The following is a 19,349-nucleotide window of genomic DNA, read 5'->3' on the forward strand; positions in this document are numbered from 1 at the left end:
GTATTAACACAGCTTCAACTTGGAGAACCCATAATTTTACCGATCTCTCTAAAAACCAAGTTTGAAAGTGATCAACTTATTGTAAAAGATGATATATGTCAATTCGGAAATCAACGTATTGAATTGAATCCTCCAGAATCACAAATTCAACGATAAGTACAAAAGAAAATTCGACACAACAACAGGCTAATAAAAACGTAAAAAGCTCAAAATAAGCAGTTAAAATCATATTTTTTCACAAAAAAGCTTATTTAACGAGAGAACTACCTCATTCTGAATTTTCCTGCAGGTAATTACACCTTTAAACAACCGGTAATTACCGACTGGTAACATAAGGCAAAAAAATAATCAATTGCATGGTAAATTCATGATTTTATACTTTACTTTGCTTGGCGAATTTTAACGAAGTACGAAATACTCAATGAAAATTGTTATTGTTGGAGCAGGAGAAGTTGGGACTCACCTTGCAAAAATGTTGAGCCGCGAAGATCACGACATCGTTTTGATGGATGATGATACCGAAAAACTTAACAAACTTTCCAGTCAAGTTGATCTACTTACCATTACCGGTTACGCCAATTCGTTCAAGGATTTGAAAGATGCCGGAGTTGCTAAATCTGACTTATTGATTGCCGTAACTCCTTACGAAGAACGGAATATTATGGCCTGTGTAATGTCCAAAGATATGGGTGTTGGCAGAACCGTAGCCCGAATTAACAATGCAGAATATTTGCAGGAAAAGTATAAAGAGAAACTTCGCAACCTGGGCGTAGACGAATTGATTTATCCGGAAACATTGGCTGGAAAAGAAATCGCTTCATCGGTAAAACAGGTTGGTACCCGACAATTGATTGAGTTCTCAGGTGGTAAACTCATCTTAATGGGAATTAAGATTCGGGAAAATGCACCTGTATTGAATAAATCCTTTGAGGAGCTTTCGTACATTGAATCGGAGATTCGTGCGGTGGCTATTAATCGTGAAAACCAAACCATTATTCCACACGGGCGTGACTATGTTCGCTCCGGAGATATCATCTTCTTTATCACAACACGCAGTTACATGAACAAAGTGTTCGAACTGACTGGTAAAGAAATTTTCCCTGTTCGCAATATCATGATTTTAGGAGGAAGCCGAATCGCTCAAAAAACAGTTGAACGTTTAGGCGACCATTACAATATAAAAATCGTCGAAAGCGATAAACATCGCAGTCAACAGATCGCAGATCGCCTTGAAAATGTCTTGGTTATAAACGGAGATGGTCGAAACCTCGATCTGTTAAAAGAGGAACGTATTGAGCGCATGGATGCTTTCATTGCGGTAACCGGTAATTCGGAAACCAATATTTTGTCGTGTCACATGGCCAAAAAACTAGGCATCAAGCGAACAGTGGCTGAGGTTGAAAACATCGACTTCATGGGTATTGCTGAAAGTATGGACATCGGTAGCCTGATCAATAAAAAGCTAATTGCCGCCAGCTACATCTATAAATACACCTTGGGTGCACAAGTCGCTCAAGCGAAGTGTTTGACAGCCTCAGAAGCTGAGGTATTCGAGTTTATTGCCATTGAAGGTTCTAAAATCACCCAGGCGCCGATAAAAGATATCGGTTTCCCCGAAGATGCTACGCTTGGTGGTATTGTGCGTGGTGAAATGTCCTTTGTTGCCAAAGGTGAGACAATCGTTCAGGCCGACGACAAAGTGGTTGTATTTGCACTTCCTTCAGCCATCCGCAAACTCGAAAAATTCTTTAAATAATCATCGCTCAGCCTCAAAGCATATGTTCAACTTCAAAGCCATTATAAAGATTCTCGGATTTTTGTTAATTGTTGAAGGTGTTTTTATGCTGATATCGATGCTTGTGGCAATTTTATACCACGAGCCCGATGTCATTCCTTTATTAAAATCAGCCCTAATTACATTAGGAGTGGGAGGAATTACTGTTGCCACCATGTTTAAAGCAGAAAAGCGCATCAGTAAAAATGATGGCTTCATCATTGTTAGTTTAGTTTGGGTTGTCTTTTCGTTCTTCGGAAGCCTTCCCTACTTGCTAAGCCATTCGATCCCGAACCTCACCGATGCTTTTTTCGAAACCATGTCCGGCTTTACAACAACCGGTTCATCTATATTAAACGATATTGAAGCATTACCGCACGGCATTCTGTTCTGGCGAAGCCTGACTCAATGGCTCGGCGGTATGGGAATTATCGTTTTATCGCTGGCTATTCTCCCGGTATTTGGAATTGGAGGTATGCAGTTATTTGCGGCTGAAGTTCCCGGCCCAGTACCTGACAAATTAAGTCCACGAATTCAACAAACGGCTAAGAATTTATGGGCTATTTATGTGATGTTCACTTTTGTAGAGGCATTACTACTTTGGGCTGGCGGAATGACCTTTTTTGATGCCATAAACCATTCGTTTACAACAATGGCAACAGGTGGGTATTCAACCAAACAAGCATCAATTGCCTATTGGGATTCACCATTCATTCAATATGTCATTATCTTCTTCATGTTTATTGCGGGGACAAACTTCACCCTGAGTTATAGTGCTTTAACCGGAAAGTTTGATAAAGTCTTTAAAAATGAAGAATTCAAATATTACATCTTATTCATTCTCATATTTACGGCGATTATTTTCTCTGGCTTATTGCTGACGACTCAACTTGGCAACGAACAGGCATTTCGTGATACCTTGTTCCAGGTTGTGTCAATTATTACCACTACGGGCTATGCAACAGCTGACTATCTTACATGGACGCCTTTCCTGATGGTCTTAATTTTCACCTTGTTTTTCTTCGGTGGTAGTGCCGGTTCTACAGGCGGTGGAATAAAGATCATGCGGATCGTACTTCTTTTGAAAAACAGCTATTACGAATTGCGTCGTCTTTTACACCCGAATGCGATAATTCCGGTTCGTTTTAACAAGCGCTCAGTATCCGATCAAATAATCACAAACGTACTGGCATTTTTCATGATCTACCTGATCATTTTCTTTGTAAGCACGATCATTTTCACATTGATTGAACCTGATTTGAATTCGTCAATGGGAGCAATAGCAACTTGTTTAGGGAATATTGGACCAGGTCTAGGCAACTATGGACCAGCGGAGAATTTCTCTCAGGTTCCGGCTATTGGCAAATGGTTTCTGTCATTCCTGATGCTTCTGGGACGTTTAGAATTATTCACTGTATTGGTGTTATTCTCACCGGCATTCTGGAAAAAATAAAAATCATTTTTTTACAGTTCAACAACACCTTTTCCCTGGCGGGTAATCTCGACTACTCCGGCAGTACAATTAATCACCGTTGATGGAATATTTCCCCCAAAACCACCGTCAATTACCAAATCAACCAATTTCTCAAATTTCTCATCAATCAACTCCGGATCAGTTGTATATTCAACAATTTCATCATCATCCTTCACCGAGGTTGAAAGGATCGGGTTCCCAAGCTCACGAACAATTGCCTGGATAATCGAATTATCAGGGACACGAATACCAACTGTCTTTTTCTTCCCCTTAAAATATTTCGGAACCTGGTTATTGGCTTCCAAAATAAAGGTAAACGGGCCTGGCAAACAGCGTTTCATTAATTTAAAAATATGATTAGGGATCGGCTTCGCATAAGTTGACAAGTGACTCAAATCGCTACAGATGAATGAAAAATCGGATTTAGCCACCTCAACTCCTTTTATACGAGCAACTCTTTCAACTGCTCTTGCATTGGTAATATCACAACCAATTCCATAAATCGTATCGGTAGGATAAATAATAATTCCACCATCGCGCAGAACATCGACAACCCGCATGATTTCCCGCTCATTTGGGTTTTCATCATAAATTTTAACAAGCATTTGCAAGAGTTTTAAAAACAGTTAAATGTAATCTAAATTTATGGAGGCCTCAAATAAATTCACGAAATTCGCGGTTCATCCAAATGGAGATATGAATCGAGAAATCAGATTGACAGAAGACGGATCGCACACCTTGTATGTACCGGAACTGAATGAGCACTTTCACTCAATTCACGGTGCAATTCAGGAATCGATGCACGTATTTATTCAGAATGGCTTAGACAAATCGGCCAAGCACGACATCTGCATTTTTGAGGTCGGTTTCGGAACTGGTTTGAATGCCTTGCTGACCCTGGCAAACAAAGGGGAAAAGAATATCCGCTATTACAGCATTGAAAAATATCCGTTGAAACCGGAGGAGTTTACCCTGCTAAACTTCACCCAACATTTTCCCAAAGAATTGGCATTGCAGTTTCAACAAATGCACAACTGTGAGTGGAATAAAGCACAAACAATAGCTCCGGGATTTGAGTTGACCAAGCTTGATGCAGACTTAACCATTTTCAATTTGGGTTTACTCCCCTGTTTCGACCTGATCTATTTCGATGCCTTTGCTCCCAACAAGCAACCAGCTATGTGGGAAGAATCATTATTTGAACAAATTGCAGAGCACACCAACGAGGAAGGAATTTTTGTAACCTATTGTGCACAAGGCGAAGTTCGCAGAAAACTAATCCGAAGCGGGTTCAATATGCAACGCATTCCCGGTCCTCCGGGTAAAAAGGAAATGTTATATGGACAGAAACTTGCCTAGATTAAGTCAGTTTCAAAAATAACCCTATCTTCGTAGCTCATAAAAAAATAAGATATGTCAGAACAAAACGAAAACAAACGATTGGAAGACTTTAGCTATGCTTTAGGACTCAGCATTGCAAGCAATTTAATTCAATCGGGTGTAAAAACTGTTGACCCGGTAAACTTCATGAATGCAATTGAAGACGCATTTACTGGAAAACAACCCAAATTAAGCGTACAACAGGCCAACCAAATTCTTCAGGATTTTATGAATGATCAACAAAGTGGCGACGCCGCTAAAAACCTGGAAGAAGGCGCTAAGTTCATGGCCGAAAATCAAAAAGATCCGGAAGTTACAGAAACAGCCAGCGGCTTACAATATAAAGTATTAGTTGACGGAGATGGTGAAAAACCAGGTGCAACTGACGAAGTTCGTTGTCACTATCACGGAACATTAATTGACGGAACTGTTTTCGACAGCTCTGTACAACGCGGTGAACCGGCGACTTTCCCGGTTAATGGTGTTATCCAGGGATGGGTTGAAGCTTTGCAAATGATGGCTGTAGGTTCTAAATGGCGTTTGTATGTTCCTTCGGATTTGGCTTATGGCGAACGCGGTGCAGGTGGTGCAATAGGGCCAAACAGCACCCTGATTTTCGATGTAGAATTATTGGAAATTGTCTAAATATTACTTAACAAATATAATATGAATTTTAAACCTGTTCTTGTGGCAATTGCTGCAGTCACTGCATTTACAGCATGCCAACCAGGAGCTCAATCTCCTGCCAAACTAACAACAAGCATCGATTCAACAAGCTACGCATTAGGTGTGGTTATCGGCGATATGGAAAAACAACGTATCGACATGACTCCGGGTACTGAAGACCTTAATATGGACCTTCTTCTTTCTGCTTTAGGTGAAAAACTTAAAGGAAAAGATACTCAAATCAATGCTGACGATGCGCGTAAAGTAATTCAAGCTTATTTCGCGAAAGCAGGAGAAGCCAAAGCTGCTGAAAACCTGAAAAAAGGTCAAGACTTCCTGGCTGCCAACAAAGAAAAAGCAGGTGTTACAACAACAGACAGTGGACTTCAATATGAAGTATTGGTTGAAGGTACTGGCCCAAAACCAACCATCGACGATAAAGTAAAATGCCACTATACAGGTAAATTACTTGACGGAACTGTTTTCGATAGCTCAGTAGAGCGTGGCGAACCAGCAACATTCCCTGTTAAAGGTGTAATTAAAGGTTGGACTGAAGCCCTTCAACTGATGCCTGTTGGTTCAAAATGGAAACTGTATGTTCCTGCTGAACTGGCTTATGGTGAACGTGGTGCCGGACAAAAAATCGGTCCGAATGAAACCTTGATTTTTGAAGTTGAATTACTTTCAATCGAGAAATAATTCAAACTCTTAATAACTTTTTGAAATCCCCCTGAAAATCGTTTTCAGGGGGATTTTTTTATCCGTACTTTTGATGCTTCAACCGACAATTATTGAAGAATAAATATGGAAATTAAAGGAAAAATCAGCCAGTTTCTGCCGGTTCAATCCGGTGTTAGTAAAGCTGGAAACGAATGGAAAAAACAAGAATTTGTAATTGAAACTCAGGATCAATATCCAAAACAAGTTTGCTTTACTCTGTTCGGCGACAAAATAAGCATGATCGAAGGACTTCAACCTGGAATGGATGTTAATGTCTTCTTTGATGTGGAAAGCCGCGAATTCAACGGCCGTTGGTATCACAATATCAATGCCTGGAAAATTGATACAGCCAGCGCTGATAACGCAGCTGTACCTCCGCCATTTTCGGTTGATGATGTTCCGCCGGAACCAGCTGAAGGTGATGATTTGCCATTCTAATAACCTGAATTCGATTCTAAAATAGTTAAAGCTGTGAACCATTTTTGAATGAACTCGGGTTAATACACTGCATAAAAAAGAGCGACTTCCACCGAAGCCGCTCTTTTATTTTATTAATTTACGATGCTGCATACGTCGACTGAGTAATCGATCCAAAATCAACAACACAGCAATTCCCATCAAAGCAAAAATCAAGACAGAAGGCAGGTGTGCAAACCAACCAACTACTTCTTTATTGGCCTCATTAAATACCTCCATCTCTACTTTGGGCAACTTATTCAGTAAACCAGGAGCTTCGGTTGCAGGATGGCCTGAACCACTCAGGAACAGAACAACTGCAACAAAACCAGCAAAAAAACTCAGAAAAATTGTCAAAAACCATTTCCCGAATACCGGTTTATATTCAATCTTCGGCAAGGCATGAATCTGATCCATCACCCGCTTGGAAAAATCGACCGGCGCGCGCTGTGGCCGATAATTCTGCATTAATTCTCTAAATTGTTGATCTTGTTTATCCATGACCTTGCTGATTAAATCGTACTAAAAATACCTTCCTCATAACTTTGGTGCAACAGATCATACATTTTTTTACGGGCCCGGTGAATTTTCACCTTCACATTACTATCGGTTAACCCGGTTATATGACTAATCTCTTCCACCTTCTGATCCTCGTAATAATACAAGGTGATTAAAACCTGCTCCAGCTCAGGCAGCTTTTCCATGGCTTCCTGAAGCAACTTTTCAACCAGAGCCTTATCCATCTCCATCAACTGATCATTCAACCGGGCTTCATCCCGATCCGACAGTTGCTGCTCATCCATTGACCGCACTTCGAGTTTTCGCTTCCGCATCAAACTTATACAACCGTTATAGGCGATGCGATACAGCCAGGTCGAAAACTTCGATTGCTGTCTGTACGAACTCAACGAACGATATGCCTTAACGAAACAATCCTGGGCCATTTCCTCGGCATCCTCTCCGTTACGGAGCATTTTCAATGCCAGTCCGTAAACCATATCCTGGTACCGATCGACCAGGTAAGAGAATGACGCCGTGTCGCCGTCCAAAACCTTGGCAATATAATAATAATCATCCGGTTGATTCATACATGCGATATGACGCCGTTCGGTAGAGTTGGTTACAGAATTTCACGAAAATATACTGAAATAAAATGACACAACCGGTTAGGCGAATAGTCTAAACTGCCAACTTTAAAATAGGAAGCTGTTGCGAACCATTGCCAGAACAGGAGCTGTCATCTTTCGCAGTTTTTGACAACAACCAAGACAAAGCAGATAAGGTCTGAGCAACATCCCTTTATCGACTTTCAAAAAAAAGAATCGATGCTTGTAACCGAAACCAAAGAACTGCGTCATAAGAACGAATTTGAAAGTAAAAATCATTAAAAATAGAAAGCCATGTTAGAAGACATCTTAATCCCGATTAGTTTCTTTGCCTTCGTATTCGCAACATTCTACATTTTTATTACAACACGCAATAAAGAGCGAATGGCAATGATTGAAAAAGGAGCCGATCCGACTCTTTTTAAAACGAAAGCTCCAAGTGCCATGTTCTTCACCTTGAAGACTGGCCTGTTATTTATAGGCGTTGCTCTTGGTGTACTCTTTGGAAACCTGTTAGCCAATACTGCCGGAATGGAAGAAGGACCGGCTTATGTATCGATGATTTTCCTTTTCGGAGGGATCGGATTGGTTGTAGGCTATGTATTTCAATCGAAGAAAGCCGAATAAGTAAAACAAGATCTGATGTGAAGAAGCCATCCTTTGGGGTGGCTTTTTTTTATTACGTCAAATATGAGAAGTTAGTAAACAAAAAAGCCACCCAAAAATTGAGTGGCTTTTGCGGTGCGGACGGGATTCGAACCCGCGACCCCCGGCGTGACAGGCCGATATTCTAACCAGCTGAACTACCGCACCAGTAAGTGCTTTTAATCATCGATATGCGGTGCGGACGGGATTCGAACCCGCGACCCCCGGCGTGACAGGCCGATATTCTAACCAGCTGAACTACCGCACCAATATTTGGTATAAAAAATCAAAAAAAAGCGGTGCGGACGGGATTCGAACCCGCGACCCCCGGCGTGACAGGCCGATATTCTAACCAGCTGAACTACCGCACCATTTAGATGATTTCTTAGTCGATTTTTAAAGCACTTTTTCAGAGAACTGACCTTCTGAAATCCGTTTCTCAAAAGGCTCTGCAAATATAGAGTTTCTTTTTTTGTCTGCAATAGCCACTGATAAAATTTTAGCTAAAAATTAGCCGGTCCTTTTCTGCTAAAAAAATAACCGCTTTATTTTCAGTAGCAATCGAAATATAACTATTGTACAAAATTTTCAGACACCAGTGTTTTCTCGCCATTCCAGCGATAAGCGGTTAGTTTACCTTTCCGACTAACACACGAATCGAGGCAACAAATATTCGGTTTCACCAGGTTTGAACCGTCGCGCATGCAGTAATGACCAAAGAATACGATCGGAGCATCCTCCGGGTAGGATTCTCTTGGAATAGCAAGTTCTTCGGGAATGTGATAATCGGGCAATTCAAATCGACTTTCAAAGGATAATTCCTGAAAAGTCTTCCCAACCGGACTCTCCCACCAACGGGAACGAAATGATCGATGAGCACAGCCCTCCTTGTCGAAAATCAGCAAATCTCTCGGTAACTGAAAATCGATACCCTTGCAGGTTTCCCAAAACGCCTTTGACAAAACGTTGTGATTGCGCCCAATCAATTTAAGTTGCTTTTTCTTCAACTTCGGTTGATCATAGAAGGCCTCTTGTAAAATACTAATATTTTCATCCTTCCAGCAGGCATGTACCACTCGAATACCATCCAATTCGAGAAACATGGGGAGTGTACGCATCCACGTCACATGATCTTTCCACTTTTCTTTATTATTTTCAAATTCATCCAGTGTTGGACTCAGATCTAGTCTCAAACGGGACCACTTTTTACTAATATGATGTCCTTCTTTGTCCAACAACGAATAGAAAAGGGCGTTCACCTCATGATTCCCCAAAATGGCGTAAGCAGCCCCATTTTCGGTCATATTCCTAACAATCTGAATTGTCTCTTTGATCTTGGGACCACGATTGATAAAATCACCTACAAAAATTGCTTTCCTCGTTGGATGACTATAAAAACCATTGACCACCGAATAGCCCATTTTTTTCAGAAGGTCTTTCAACATTCCTGCTTGTCCGTGTACATCTCCGATAATATCGTACATAAAAAAAGCCCGGTTTTTACCGGGCAATTTATGATTTTTTTCAGGAAATACAACCTGAATTGAATTGTAATAACCTAAGGTTAACGAGTCAGGTTCTCTTCGATGAATTGACCTAACTTCATGTATTTTTCATAGATAACCTGGTATTTCGCTGCATTTTCAGGAATTGGGTGATATTCGGTTTCGAAACCACCGCCCATTTTTTCCTGCGCTTCATGCGTTGTTGCATAAACACCGGCCACCACAGCTGCCGCCATGGCTGAGCCTAACGCACAAGCCTGTTCTGAACGCGCTACTTTAATCGGCATATTCAGCACATCGCAAACAATCTGCATAACCAGTTTCGATTTTTTGGCTACACCACCCAAGGCAATTACACCTTTAATAGGCACACCTTGTTCGATGAAACGATCAACAATGGCTTTTGAACCAAAAGCAGTCGCTTCAACCAGCGAGCGGAAGATACGAGGAGCATCTGTTCCGAGGTTCAATCCGGCGATTGCTCCTTTCAGGTTTTGGTTGGCGTCCGGCGTACGACGACCATTCATCCAGTCGATTGCCAACACGCCTTTTTCGTCGATTGGCAACTGTTCAGCAGCTTTACTCAACTCCAAAATCATTTTATCAGAAAGCTCATCCAATAATTTTGCACGAGTTGCTTCGTCAATCAATTCGCTTCCACCAATAATTTGTTGTGCAGGCCACATCAATACTTTTTTGAACCAGGCATAAATATCACCGAAAGCCGATTGGCCAGCTTCCATACCAAGCATACCCGGAACAACAGATCCATCAACCTGTCCGCAAATACCGGCAACCAGCTTATCTCCTACTTCTTCGTTTGGTGCAACCAACATATCGCAAGTTGATGTTCCCATCACTTTACTCAGATAGTAAGGTTCAATTTGAGCACCAACGGCTCCCAAGTGGGCATCGAAAGCTCCAATACCAACAACAACCTCAGTCGACAAACCTAATTTTTCAGCCCATTCCGGTGTCAGGTTACCAACAGCAACATCACAGGTATAGGTTTCTTTGAACAGACGATCACGTAAGCCACTCAACACCGGATCCAAAGCAACCAGGAACTCTTCGGTAGGCAAACCATTGAAAGCCTCGTGCCACATCGCTTTGTGACCAGCTGCACAACGGCTACGTTTCAAAATCTGAGGCCGCGTCGTTCCAGTCAAGACTGCAGGAATCCAGTCGCAATGCTCAACCCAAGAGGTTGCAGCACGCAAAACACCGGCATCGGCACGTGATACATGTAAAATTTTCGACCAGAACCATTCTGAAGAATAGATTCCACCTTCGTATTGTGTAAAGTCAATTTCCCATTTTTTAGCCAACTCATTAATCTCGTCAGCTTCTTTTACTGCTGTGTGGTCTTTCCACAAAACAAACATGGCATTCGGGTTTTCTTCAAATCCCGGAGTCAATGCCAGCGGAGTACCTTTTTCGTCAACAGCAACAGGTGTTGAACCAGTTGTATCGATTGAGATACCCACAACATTTTCAGCAACTCCTGCCGGAGACTGTTTTAATGCTTCAACGATTGTGTATTCCAAACCTTCCAGATAATCCAGCGGGTGCTGACGGAATTGGTTTTCGTGAGGAACACAATACATTCCTTTAGCCCAACGAGGATAAGGAAATACCACGCTGGCAACTTCCTCTCCGGTAGCAACATTAACGATTAATGAGCGAACCGAATCAGAACCATAATCTAATCCAATAGTATATTTAGCTTGGGTCATGTCTTATTTAGTTTTTTTCAGTTTTTATTTTTGGCCATAATAGGCATTTGCACCATGCTTACGCAAAAAGTGCTTATCAAGCAATACCTGATCCATTTCGGTATTTGGATTCAGCTGGAATGAACGGAAAGTCATTTTAGCAACTTCTTCCAAAACCACCGCATTGTGAACTGCATTGTGTGCATCGGTTCCCCACGAAAACGGAGCATGGTTGTTCACCAATACACCCGGTACATAATCCGGATTGATATTTTGAGACTTAAAACATTCAACAATCACATTTCCGGTTTCCAGTTCATAGGCCGATTCAATTTCTTGTGCTGTCATTTTACGTGTACAAGGAACTGTACCGTAAAAATAATCCGCATGCGTTGTACCAACTGCAGGAATCGATTTACCTGCTTGCGCCCAACTTGTTGCCCATTCTGAGTGCGTATGAACAACTCCTCCGATATTTGGAAATTGTTTATACAATACAACGTGAGTCGCTGTATCCGATGATGGTTTATATTTTCCTTCAACCACCTTGCCATCCAGGTCAACAACAACCATATCATCCGGGCTCATACCGTCGTATGAAACACCGCTGGGTTTAATCACCACTAAACCAGACTCGCGGTCGATACCACTAACGTTACCCCAGGTAAAAATCACCAACCCGTGAGCGACTAAGTCCAGGTTAGCCTGACAAACCTCTTCTTTTAATTTTTCTAACATCTTTTCTTCTTTTAGGATTTTTTGACAGGGTACTCCCCTCTGAACGAACCAAAATGCACCAACAGTTTAAATTCTAAGGGAAATAACCGGCCACCGAAAAGGCAGCCGGTTTTTCTGTCTTTATTGAAATTAGTTACTCATAATTTTTCAGAGAAAAGTCTTCTACCAGAAATACCAGTAGAACATAGCACATGCAAAGACTACCCCCAAAGAACCAATTACATCCCACTTGTTCCAGCTCTTCCGTATAATTGATTTGTAGTCGCTGGTGAAAGTAATAAACTCTACCTGTTGGGCAGTAGGCTTAGGAGTAAAGAATGATACTACGACCATCAACATGATGATGAAAAGCAGTAACCATATCTCAAAGATAAGCCAGTTGGGATGCCAGAACCAACGGGTTGATTCCCAGAATGGGCCTGTCATTACAGCTTTACCTGTATCTGTAAAAATGTTGGTCAGCAAGCGCAACATTCCGACAAAAAAGCCCCCGATCATACCGACTTCACCTGCTTTAGGTGTAATTCGCTTGGAGAATATTCCAAGTACGAATACCGCTACCATTGCAGGAGCCAGCAGAGATTGAATACCTTGCAAATAGTCATAAAGACTACCAAGACTCATCATGACAGGAATCCATGCTAAACCAAGTAATACCACAACCATTGTTGCTACTCGGCCGATAAAAACGTATCTGGACTCACTTCTACCTGGACGCAGTGGTTTATAAAAGTCTTCGGTAAACAGCGTAGCACATGAATTAAAGAATGCCGACAGAGAAGTAACAAGAGCAGAAATAAAACCGACTGTTACAACACCTTTCACACCCGCGGGCAATACAAATTTAACCATTAAACCGAAGGCCATATCAGGATCCTGCAAAGAGAAACCACTGTCGGGACGTGCGGCCAGTGCAGCGGCTATCATACCCGGTATCAAAAACATAAATACTGGTAATAATTTGAAATATCCAGCAGCGATAGTACCTCTTCTTGCACGCTTAATCACAACGTCGTTAGCCTCGCCTTTTTCTTGTCCGAGTACACGTTGAACAATATGCTGGTCGGTTGCCCAATACCAAAAACCGATGATTGATGCTCCGATAAATACCCAGAAACCAGGATAATCATCATATAGCGGGTCACCCGTCTCGAAGTGGAACAGGTGGTTTGAACCATAAGCAACACCATCCTGGCCGACTCCTAGTGTTTTAGAATAGTCAATCATTGCGGTCCAGCCATCAGGAATACTACCGTGTCCAAGTGCCATTAATCCCAGAAAAAGTACAAGAAATGAGCCAATGATAAGAATAGGCGTTTGAACTGCCGACATTACCATTACACCCTTCATTCCGCCAAAAACGGTGAAGATACCTGTTAAGACAATCAGACCAATGGCTCCATACCAGAATGGCAAGCCAAGAAGGCTCTCCAGGAAGATACCGCCAGTAAATGCAGTCACACTTACTTTAGTCAGCACGTATGCTATAAGTGTAATGATTGATAACCAGTAACCTGTAGCATGAGTATAACGATTTTTGAGGAAGTCAGGCATCGTGATGATTTTTCCCAACTTGTTATTCATAAGTTGGTAGAAAGGCACAAAGAGCCATCCCAGAATAAGAATCATCCAGCCTTGCATTTCCCAGTGCGCCATACCTACACCAGCTTTCGCCCCTGTACCGGCAAGCCCCACAAGGTGTTCAGAGCCAATATTTGCAGCAAAGATAGCCGCACCAATGATATACCATGGTTCGCCTTTACCGAACAGGTAGTCTTCACTGTCGGCACCTTGAAGCGTTTTGGAGTGTTTATGTAACGTGCGCCAAACAATCCACGTCACTGCTAAAATCCCAACTGCGATAATCACCCAGTCGAGCCAAATAAACTCATGTGAAGTCCAATTCATAAATTAAAGTTTTTGGTCTATGATTTATTAGCTTTTATTTAGATGCCTTTAGCGATATGATAATATAGATCATTCCACTTCAATTCTTTCTTGAACTCAGCAATCGTTGTATTTTTGTCAATCACAACAGCTTCAATACCTGCAATTTCTGCAAAATCCAGTAAATCTTCGACAGTTAAGTCATAAGAGAAACTTGTATGGTGTGTTCCACCGGCTAAAATCCACGCAGCAGCTCCCACTTCAAAGTTTGGTTGTGGAATCCACAGTGCACTTGCCACAGGAAGTTTTGGAAGTTCTTTTGACTCGATACAATCAACCGCATTAATAATCATACGGAAACGGCTACCCATATCGATTACCGTAGCTGCCACACCTGGTCCGGTTTTACTTGTAAATACCAAACGGGCAGGATCGTTTTTACCACCAATTCCTAATGGGTGAACTTCTAATTTTGGTTTGTGATCAGCAATTAGAGGACAAACCTCCAACATGTGAGCTTGCAGGATTGCACTTTTCTCACCATCAAAGTTGAGGGTATAATCTTCTAAGAATGAACATCCTTTATAATCAGGAAGGTCTTGACTCATGAACCACATTTGACGACACAAAGCAGCTGTTTTCCAGTCTCCTTCAGCACCAAAACCATAACCATCAGCCATTAAACGCTGAGATGCCAAACCGGGCAATTGATCTACTCCTTCTAAATCGTCGAAGTTAGTCGTAAACGCTTTTGCTCCTTTTTTATCCAGGTAACGACGTAATCCAATTTCGATACGAGCTGCGTTCACAACCTGTTCGCGATCTTTACCACCTTCTTTACAGTTATCCGCGAAATCGTATTCCTGCTCATACACTTTCACTAAGGCTGCAACGTCTTCGTCGCTAACGTTATCCTGAACAGATACAAAATCTGCAATCGGGCTATAATCAACATGGTAACCGAAAACTCGTTCAGCCTCAACTTTGTCTCCATCTGTTACGGCCACATTGTTCATCTGATCACCGAAACGAATGATCAACATATCTTGCGAGTCAGCCCAGGCAGCAGCTACACGAGACCACTTGGCAATTTGCGAAATTGTTTTAGGATCTTGCCAGTGACCAACCACAACTTTACGGCTCATACGCATGCGAGCCATGATGTGGCCAAATTCTCTGTCACCATGAGCACTTTGGTTCAGGTTCATGAAGTCCATGTCAATGTCATTCCATGGAATTTCTTTGTTGTATTGAGTATGTAAGTGAAGAATAGGCTTGCGCAATTCCTGAAGACCATGAATCCACATTTTTGCAGGAGAGAACGTATGCATCCAAGTAATGATACCGATACAATTATCAGCGCTGTTTGCTTCTTTACAAATTGTATGAATTTCTTTCGATCCGGTTCCGGTAGGTTTAACCACTACTTTTACTGGAATTTCTGAGGATGCATCGAATGCTGCAGCAATTTCTTTTGAATGTTCTGCAACTTGCTCTAAAGTTTTAGGTCCGTATAAATGTTGACTACCTGTTACAAACCAAACTTCTAAGTTTTTTAATTCGTTCTGTGCCATTTTAGTTTTTATTAAATGTTCTGTTATTGGTTATTATATTTTGATAATTCGATTTAACTCTTTCTCGCTCTTTTCCTCGTTTTCCTCGTAGCTGTAATAAAATGCCCCTTTTTTCGATTCTGTAGAATCCTTTTTATTATGTCTTTTGAGCACCCCAAGGGAAAGTACTTTTTTCCGGAAATTACCCGGATCAAGGGTTCGCTGGAAAATTGCTTCGTACAGACCTCTCAACTGTGTGATTGTGAACAAATCAGGCAGCAACTCAGGGCCCACTAACTGGTAACCGGCTTTTTGCTGCAGTTTCGCCAAGGCTTTTGTGACAATTTCTTCGTGGTCGAAAATAAGTTCCGGTTTTTTGTCGAATGAAAACCAATCGGCACCGTACTGATGAACGATTTCCTCATCATGATCATCTAATCGGATTAAGGCATAGTATGCTATACTGATTACACGGGCTGAAGGTTCACGTTCCGGTTCGGTAAACGCCGAAACCTGCTCCATATAAATTTCATCAAGTCCAGTGGTTCTTTTCAGAATCCGCTTAGCTGCCTGATCAGAAGATTCATCCTTTTGGATAAAGCCTCCGAGTAAAGACCAGTTGCCTTTTGCAGGCTCAAAACTACGGGGGTATAACAAAAGCTTTAACTCACTATCTTTATATCCAAAGATTACGCAGTCAACAGCCACATAGTGCTGGGGATGTTCCCCATACAATTCATTCAGTAGAGTTTCGGTGTCTAGTTTCATCGGGATCAAAATTATAAAAGTAACTTATACTTTTAATAGAATTCGTGCTTTTTTTTCAGACATGTGTTTTACAACATACAAAGAGCCCTTGAACATATCCGAAGACACATTCAAGGGCTCTCCTATCATATAAGCGGCTGGTACAAAACCAACCGTAATGCGACGACTAATTAGTCTACCTCAATATCAGGATTGACGTTTTTACTTCCAATCAGTGAGTAATAGAACAAATAAGCCAAACCGATAAATGGCACCCAATAAGAAACCATGTAACCTACACCATCAGCAACCGCATTTTGCAGCAAAGGCAAAATACCGCCACCAACAACCATGGTCATAAAGATACCAGAAGCAGATGCTGTAAAGCGTCCCAGTCCTTCAACCGCAAGGTTAAAAATACCACCCCACATAACCGAAGTACAAAGTCCGATTAATACCAGGAACATGGCATTGATAGGCACATTAGCTAATCCAAATGAGATTCCGCTGGCTGTACTTTGAAAAACAGGGATTGAAACAGTAATTCCGATTGGCAACAAAATAGCCAACAAGGCTAAAATCATCCCAATTCCCGAGGCAACAAACAACATCGTTTTACTGGAAACTTGTCCTCCGATAGAGGCCCCGATAAAACGACCAACAAGCATCAAAAGCCAGTAAGTTGCAACAACAGTCCCTGCAGTAGCAGCATCTAAGCCTCCGGCATTGGCATCAGCCAAAAAGAAGAACATTGTTCCGGGCACTCCTACTTCTACTCCTACATAAACACCAATTCCAATGGCTCCCAGGATGAAGTGACGGAACGACCATGCACTATGACTTGTAGGTGCTTTTACTTCATCCCCCTTATTCAGGTGAGGTTCAGGAATATTCACAAAATAAAGAACAAGACCAACCAGTGCAAAAATGCCCATTGCAGTAAACATCACCGGATTAACATCTTTGATCGCAGTATCTTTAGTAACGACACCGACCAACATTCCAACTAATAGAGGAACTGAAGTCCCCATAAATGAGTTAAACGTTGCACCAACCTGAATTAACTGGTTTCCTTTTTTACCGCCACCACCGAGCGTGTTCAGCATCGGGTTAACAACAACGTTCAAAATACACATTGAGAAACCAGCAATAAAGGCACCTAACAGGTAAACAAAGAAACTCTCCGCGATTCCGGACATGTATTGCACGCCAACGCCAACGAATCCAACAACAATACCCAGCAAGGCTGTTTTTTTATAACCGATTTTTTCTAACAATTTACCGGCAGGAATCCCCATAAACAGGTAGGCCAGAAAGTTGGCAAAGTTCCCCAACATGCCTAAAAAATTCGAAGCCTGAAATTGAGACTTCACAACTACACCCATCGGTGCTGCCAGGTTTGTAACAAAGGAGATCATACCAAAAAGCAGGATCATCATTACAATTGGCAATGTGTAACTTTTCTTTTGAATCATACTTAAAAAGGTTTAGTGGTTGATTTTAATCACCATTTTAATTAAACAACTATTTTGATTTAGGTAAATACTTTCATTGCAGCCAACATTGAGCTTAAAGCTATATGTTCTTTGGACAATTAAAGCGAACCAAAAGTAAAGTATTTTTCCCTCGTTCAAAACATTTTTGGTCGATTTAAAAGCTTATTTGTATAAACGGAGATTCCTAAAAACATAAAAAAAGCCGGGCAGAATTGCCCGGCTTAAACTATGAGGTTATATTCGATTATGTTCTGATTTTTGACCCCTTGGTCGCAAAGAACACCAGGTACAAGTAGTACACAAACAAACAGCAAATTGCTGCGACAACTGTTCCTGTAACCGTTTGAATCGCTCCCATGATCGGAGTCAGGATAGCTGCACCGATTACTGATGTAGCAATAATACCTGAAGCCACATCGGCATGAGGACCTAAGTCTTCCAGAGCTAAGCTATAAATTACCGGCCACATAATTGAATGGAATAAACCTGTTCCCAGGAACAACCACATACTTAAATTACCGGTAAGCAAGATTGCACCAATCAACATAGCAGCACCACCAAGAGCGCAAATTGAAAGGATCAATGTAGGTTTGTATTTCTTCAAAATGAAAATACCCAACAAACGACCAACCATTAAACCACCCCAGTAGAATTTCAACATATCGGTGGTTGAAGTCGTAATTACAGCACCGGTTTTATTGGCAAAATCAGCGAAGAAACTTGGAATACCAATTTCGATACCCATGTAAACAAAAATAGCTAACGAACCTAACCACACGTGCGGATATTTGAAAGCACTCGACTTGTGTTTTACAGCGCTTGCATCTTCGGCAGCTTCCTGCTCTTCTTTAATATTTGGTAGCTTGAGGAAAAACATGATGACCAGAATAACCGCGGTAACAATACCGATACCAATAAATGGATTTTTCACGATATCCTTGATTGCAGCATTCGACAAAACTTCTCCTTCACCCAATTTTGGTGTAACTAACAAAACAGATACGAAGATTGGAGCGATGACGGTAGCAACCGAGTTCAATGCATTTGTCAATGTCAAACGACTGGCAGCGCCATCTTTGGGTCCAAGAGCTACAACATAAGGAGCTGCTGCCACTTGAAGGATCACAACACCAATTGCAAAAATTGAAACCGCACTCAAGAAGCCATAATAGCCAAATCCAACACCCGGGATACAGGCAAAAAATCCTAATGCAATTAATCCCAAACCGGTAAAGATTGAAAAGCGATAACCAATTTGCTTAATCAAAAATCCAACAGGGATGGAAAGCACATAAGCACCATAAAAGAAAGTATTTGGCAACTGCTTCTGGACATCGTTCAAGCCAAAAGCACTTTTTAAGAACTCAATGGTTGAGTTATTCATGGTTGTAATGAAACCAAACAGGAAAAACAGGGAGGCCATTACGACCAACGGAAACAAATATTTGTTTTTGCTCATTTCTATACGTTTTAGGTCTAATTTATAT

The 19,349-nt window shown here is 41.5% G+C and carries 18 protein-coding genes and 3 tRNA genes; 7 read left to right on the forward strand and 14 right to left on the reverse strand.

What is annotated here, in order from left to right:
- The first annotated feature begins 421 nt into the window (after positions 1-421).
- Together trkA and AC37HE_RS08370 are read left to right on the forward strand one after the other, a co-directional pair.
- Positions 422-1,756 (forward strand): Trk system potassium transporter TrkA, encoded by a 1,335-nt coding sequence (trkA, locus tag AC37HE_RS08365; RefSeq protein ID WP_500782374.1) that lies wholly within the window; start codon positions 422-424, stop codon positions 1,754-1,756.
- Positions 1,757-1,778: 22 nt separating this feature from the next.
- Positions 1,779-3,227, forward strand: a complete 1,449-nt coding sequence (locus AC37HE_RS08370; protein ID WP_500782375.1) for a TrkH family potassium uptake protein — start codon at positions 1,779-1,781, stop codon at positions 3,225-3,227.
- A gap of 11 nt (positions 3,228-3,238) precedes the next feature.
- Here AC37HE_RS08370 and AC37HE_RS08375 read toward each other — a convergent pair whose 3' ends face one another.
- Positions 3,239-3,853 carry an L-threonylcarbamoyladenylate synthase gene (locus tag AC37HE_RS08375; RefSeq protein ID WP_500782376.1) on the reverse strand — a complete coding sequence of 205 codons (615 nt, stop codon included), beginning with the start codon at positions 3,851-3,853 and terminating at the stop codon, positions 3,239-3,241.
- A gap of 91 nt (positions 3,854-3,944) precedes the next feature.
- Between AC37HE_RS08375 and mnmC2 the strand changes: the two genes are divergently transcribed.
- The 4 genes from mnmC2 to AC37HE_RS08395 all read left to right on the forward strand — a co-directional run bounded on the left by mnmC2 (position 3,945) and on the right by AC37HE_RS08395 (position 6,452).
- Positions 3,945-4,607 carry a tRNA (5-methylaminomethyl-2-thiouridine)(34)-methyltransferase MnmC2 gene (gene mnmC2, locus AC37HE_RS08380; RefSeq protein ID WP_500782377.1) on the forward strand — a complete coding sequence of 221 codons (663 nt, stop codon included), beginning with the start codon at positions 3,945-3,947 and terminating at the stop codon, positions 4,605-4,607.
- A 54-nt stretch (positions 4,608-4,661) separates the two neighbouring features.
- The gene (gene bamJ / locus AC37HE_RS08385; RefSeq protein ID WP_500782378.1) at positions 4,662-5,273 is read left to right on the forward strand and encodes a BamJ family beta-barrel-assembly machinery protein; all 612 of its coding nucleotides are present in this window, start codon (positions 4,662-4,664) and stop codon (positions 5,271-5,273) included.
- A 21-nt stretch (positions 5,274-5,294) separates the two neighbouring features.
- A complete protein-coding gene (gene bamJ / locus AC37HE_RS08390) occupies positions 5,295-5,993 on the forward strand; it encodes a BamJ family beta-barrel-assembly machinery protein (RefSeq protein WP_500782379.1) in 699 nt (232 codons plus the stop codon).
- A gap of 105 nt (positions 5,994-6,098) precedes the next feature.
- Entirely contained in the window at positions 6,099-6,452 is a 354-nt protein-coding gene (locus AC37HE_RS08395; protein WP_500782380.1) for a DUF3127 domain-containing protein, read from the forward strand.
- Positions 6,453-6,557: 105 nt separating this feature from the next.
- Here the strand turns inward: AC37HE_RS08395 and AC37HE_RS08400 are convergent, their stop codons facing one another.
- Entirely contained in the window at positions 6,558-6,971 is a 414-nt protein-coding gene (locus AC37HE_RS08400) for a hypothetical protein (protein ID WP_500782381.1), read from the reverse strand.
- Positions 6,972-6,982: 11 nt separating this feature from the next.
- A complete protein-coding gene (locus AC37HE_RS08405) occupies positions 6,983-7,558 on the reverse strand; it encodes an RNA polymerase sigma factor (RefSeq protein ID WP_500782382.1) in 576 nt (191 codons plus the stop codon).
- Between the two features lie 312 nt (positions 7,559-7,870).
- On the opposite strand from AC37HE_RS08405, the gene AC37HE_RS08410 reads away from it, so the two are divergent.
- Positions 7,871-8,203 carry a DUF6249 domain-containing protein gene (locus tag AC37HE_RS08410; RefSeq protein WP_500782383.1) on the forward strand — a complete coding sequence of 111 codons (333 nt, stop codon included), beginning with the start codon at positions 7,871-7,873 and terminating at the stop codon, positions 8,201-8,203.
- Positions 8,204-8,315: 112 nt separating this feature from the next.
- Here the strand turns inward: AC37HE_RS08410 and AC37HE_RS08415 are convergent.
- The 11 genes from AC37HE_RS08415 to gluP form a co-directional block, all read right to left on the reverse strand.
- Positions 8,316-8,389 (reverse strand) — tRNA-Asp (locus tag AC37HE_RS08415).
- A gap of 26 nt (positions 8,390-8,415) precedes the next feature.
- Positions 8,416-8,489 (reverse strand) — tRNA-Asp (locus AC37HE_RS08420).
- Between the two features lie 29 nt (positions 8,490-8,518).
- Positions 8,519-8,592: transfer RNA gene (locus AC37HE_RS08425), tRNA-Asp, on the reverse strand.
- Positions 8,593-8,793: 201 nt separating this feature from the next.
- On the reverse strand, positions 8,794-9,705 hold the full coding sequence (locus AC37HE_RS08430; RefSeq protein WP_500782384.1) for a metallophosphoesterase: 912 nt from the start codon (positions 9,703-9,705) through the stop codon (positions 8,794-8,796).
- Positions 9,706-9,785: 80 nt separating this feature from the next.
- On the reverse strand, positions 9,786-11,462 hold the full coding sequence (locus AC37HE_RS08435) for a ribulokinase (RefSeq protein WP_500782385.1): 1,677 nt from the start codon (positions 11,460-11,462) through the stop codon (positions 9,786-9,788).
- 24 nt (positions 11,463-11,486) lie between these two features.
- Positions 11,487-12,179 (reverse strand): L-ribulose-5-phosphate 4-epimerase, encoded by a 693-nt coding sequence (gene araD, locus AC37HE_RS08440; protein ID WP_500782386.1) that lies wholly within the window; start codon positions 12,177-12,179, stop codon positions 11,487-11,489.
- Between the two features lie 162 nt (positions 12,180-12,341).
- Positions 12,342-14,087, reverse strand: a complete 1,746-nt coding sequence (locus tag AC37HE_RS08445; RefSeq protein WP_500782387.1) for a sodium:solute symporter — start codon at positions 14,085-14,087, stop codon at positions 12,342-12,344.
- 38 nt (positions 14,088-14,125) lie between these two features.
- Positions 14,126-15,640 carry an L-arabinose isomerase gene (gene araA / locus AC37HE_RS08450; protein ID WP_500782388.1) on the reverse strand — a complete coding sequence of 505 codons (1,515 nt, stop codon included), beginning with the start codon at positions 15,638-15,640 and terminating at the stop codon, positions 14,126-14,128.
- Positions 15,641-15,673: 33 nt separating this feature from the next.
- A complete protein-coding gene (locus AC37HE_RS08455) occupies positions 15,674-16,387 on the reverse strand; it encodes an NUDIX hydrolase (protein WP_500782389.1) in 714 nt (237 codons plus the stop codon).
- 170 nt (positions 16,388-16,557) lie between these two features.
- Positions 16,558-17,841 carry an MFS transporter gene (locus AC37HE_RS08460; protein ID WP_500782390.1) on the reverse strand — a complete coding sequence of 428 codons (1,284 nt, stop codon included), beginning with the start codon at positions 17,839-17,841 and terminating at the stop codon, positions 16,558-16,560.
- Between the two features lie 265 nt (positions 17,842-18,106).
- Positions 18,107-19,321 carry a glucose/galactose MFS transporter gene (gene gluP, locus AC37HE_RS08465; RefSeq protein ID WP_500782391.1) on the reverse strand — a complete coding sequence of 405 codons (1,215 nt, stop codon included), beginning with the start codon at positions 19,319-19,321 and terminating at the stop codon, positions 18,107-18,109.
- Between the last annotated feature and the right edge of the window lie 28 nt (positions 19,322-19,349).

The sequence above is a fragment of the Mangrovibacterium sp. genome, assembly GCF_059905295.1.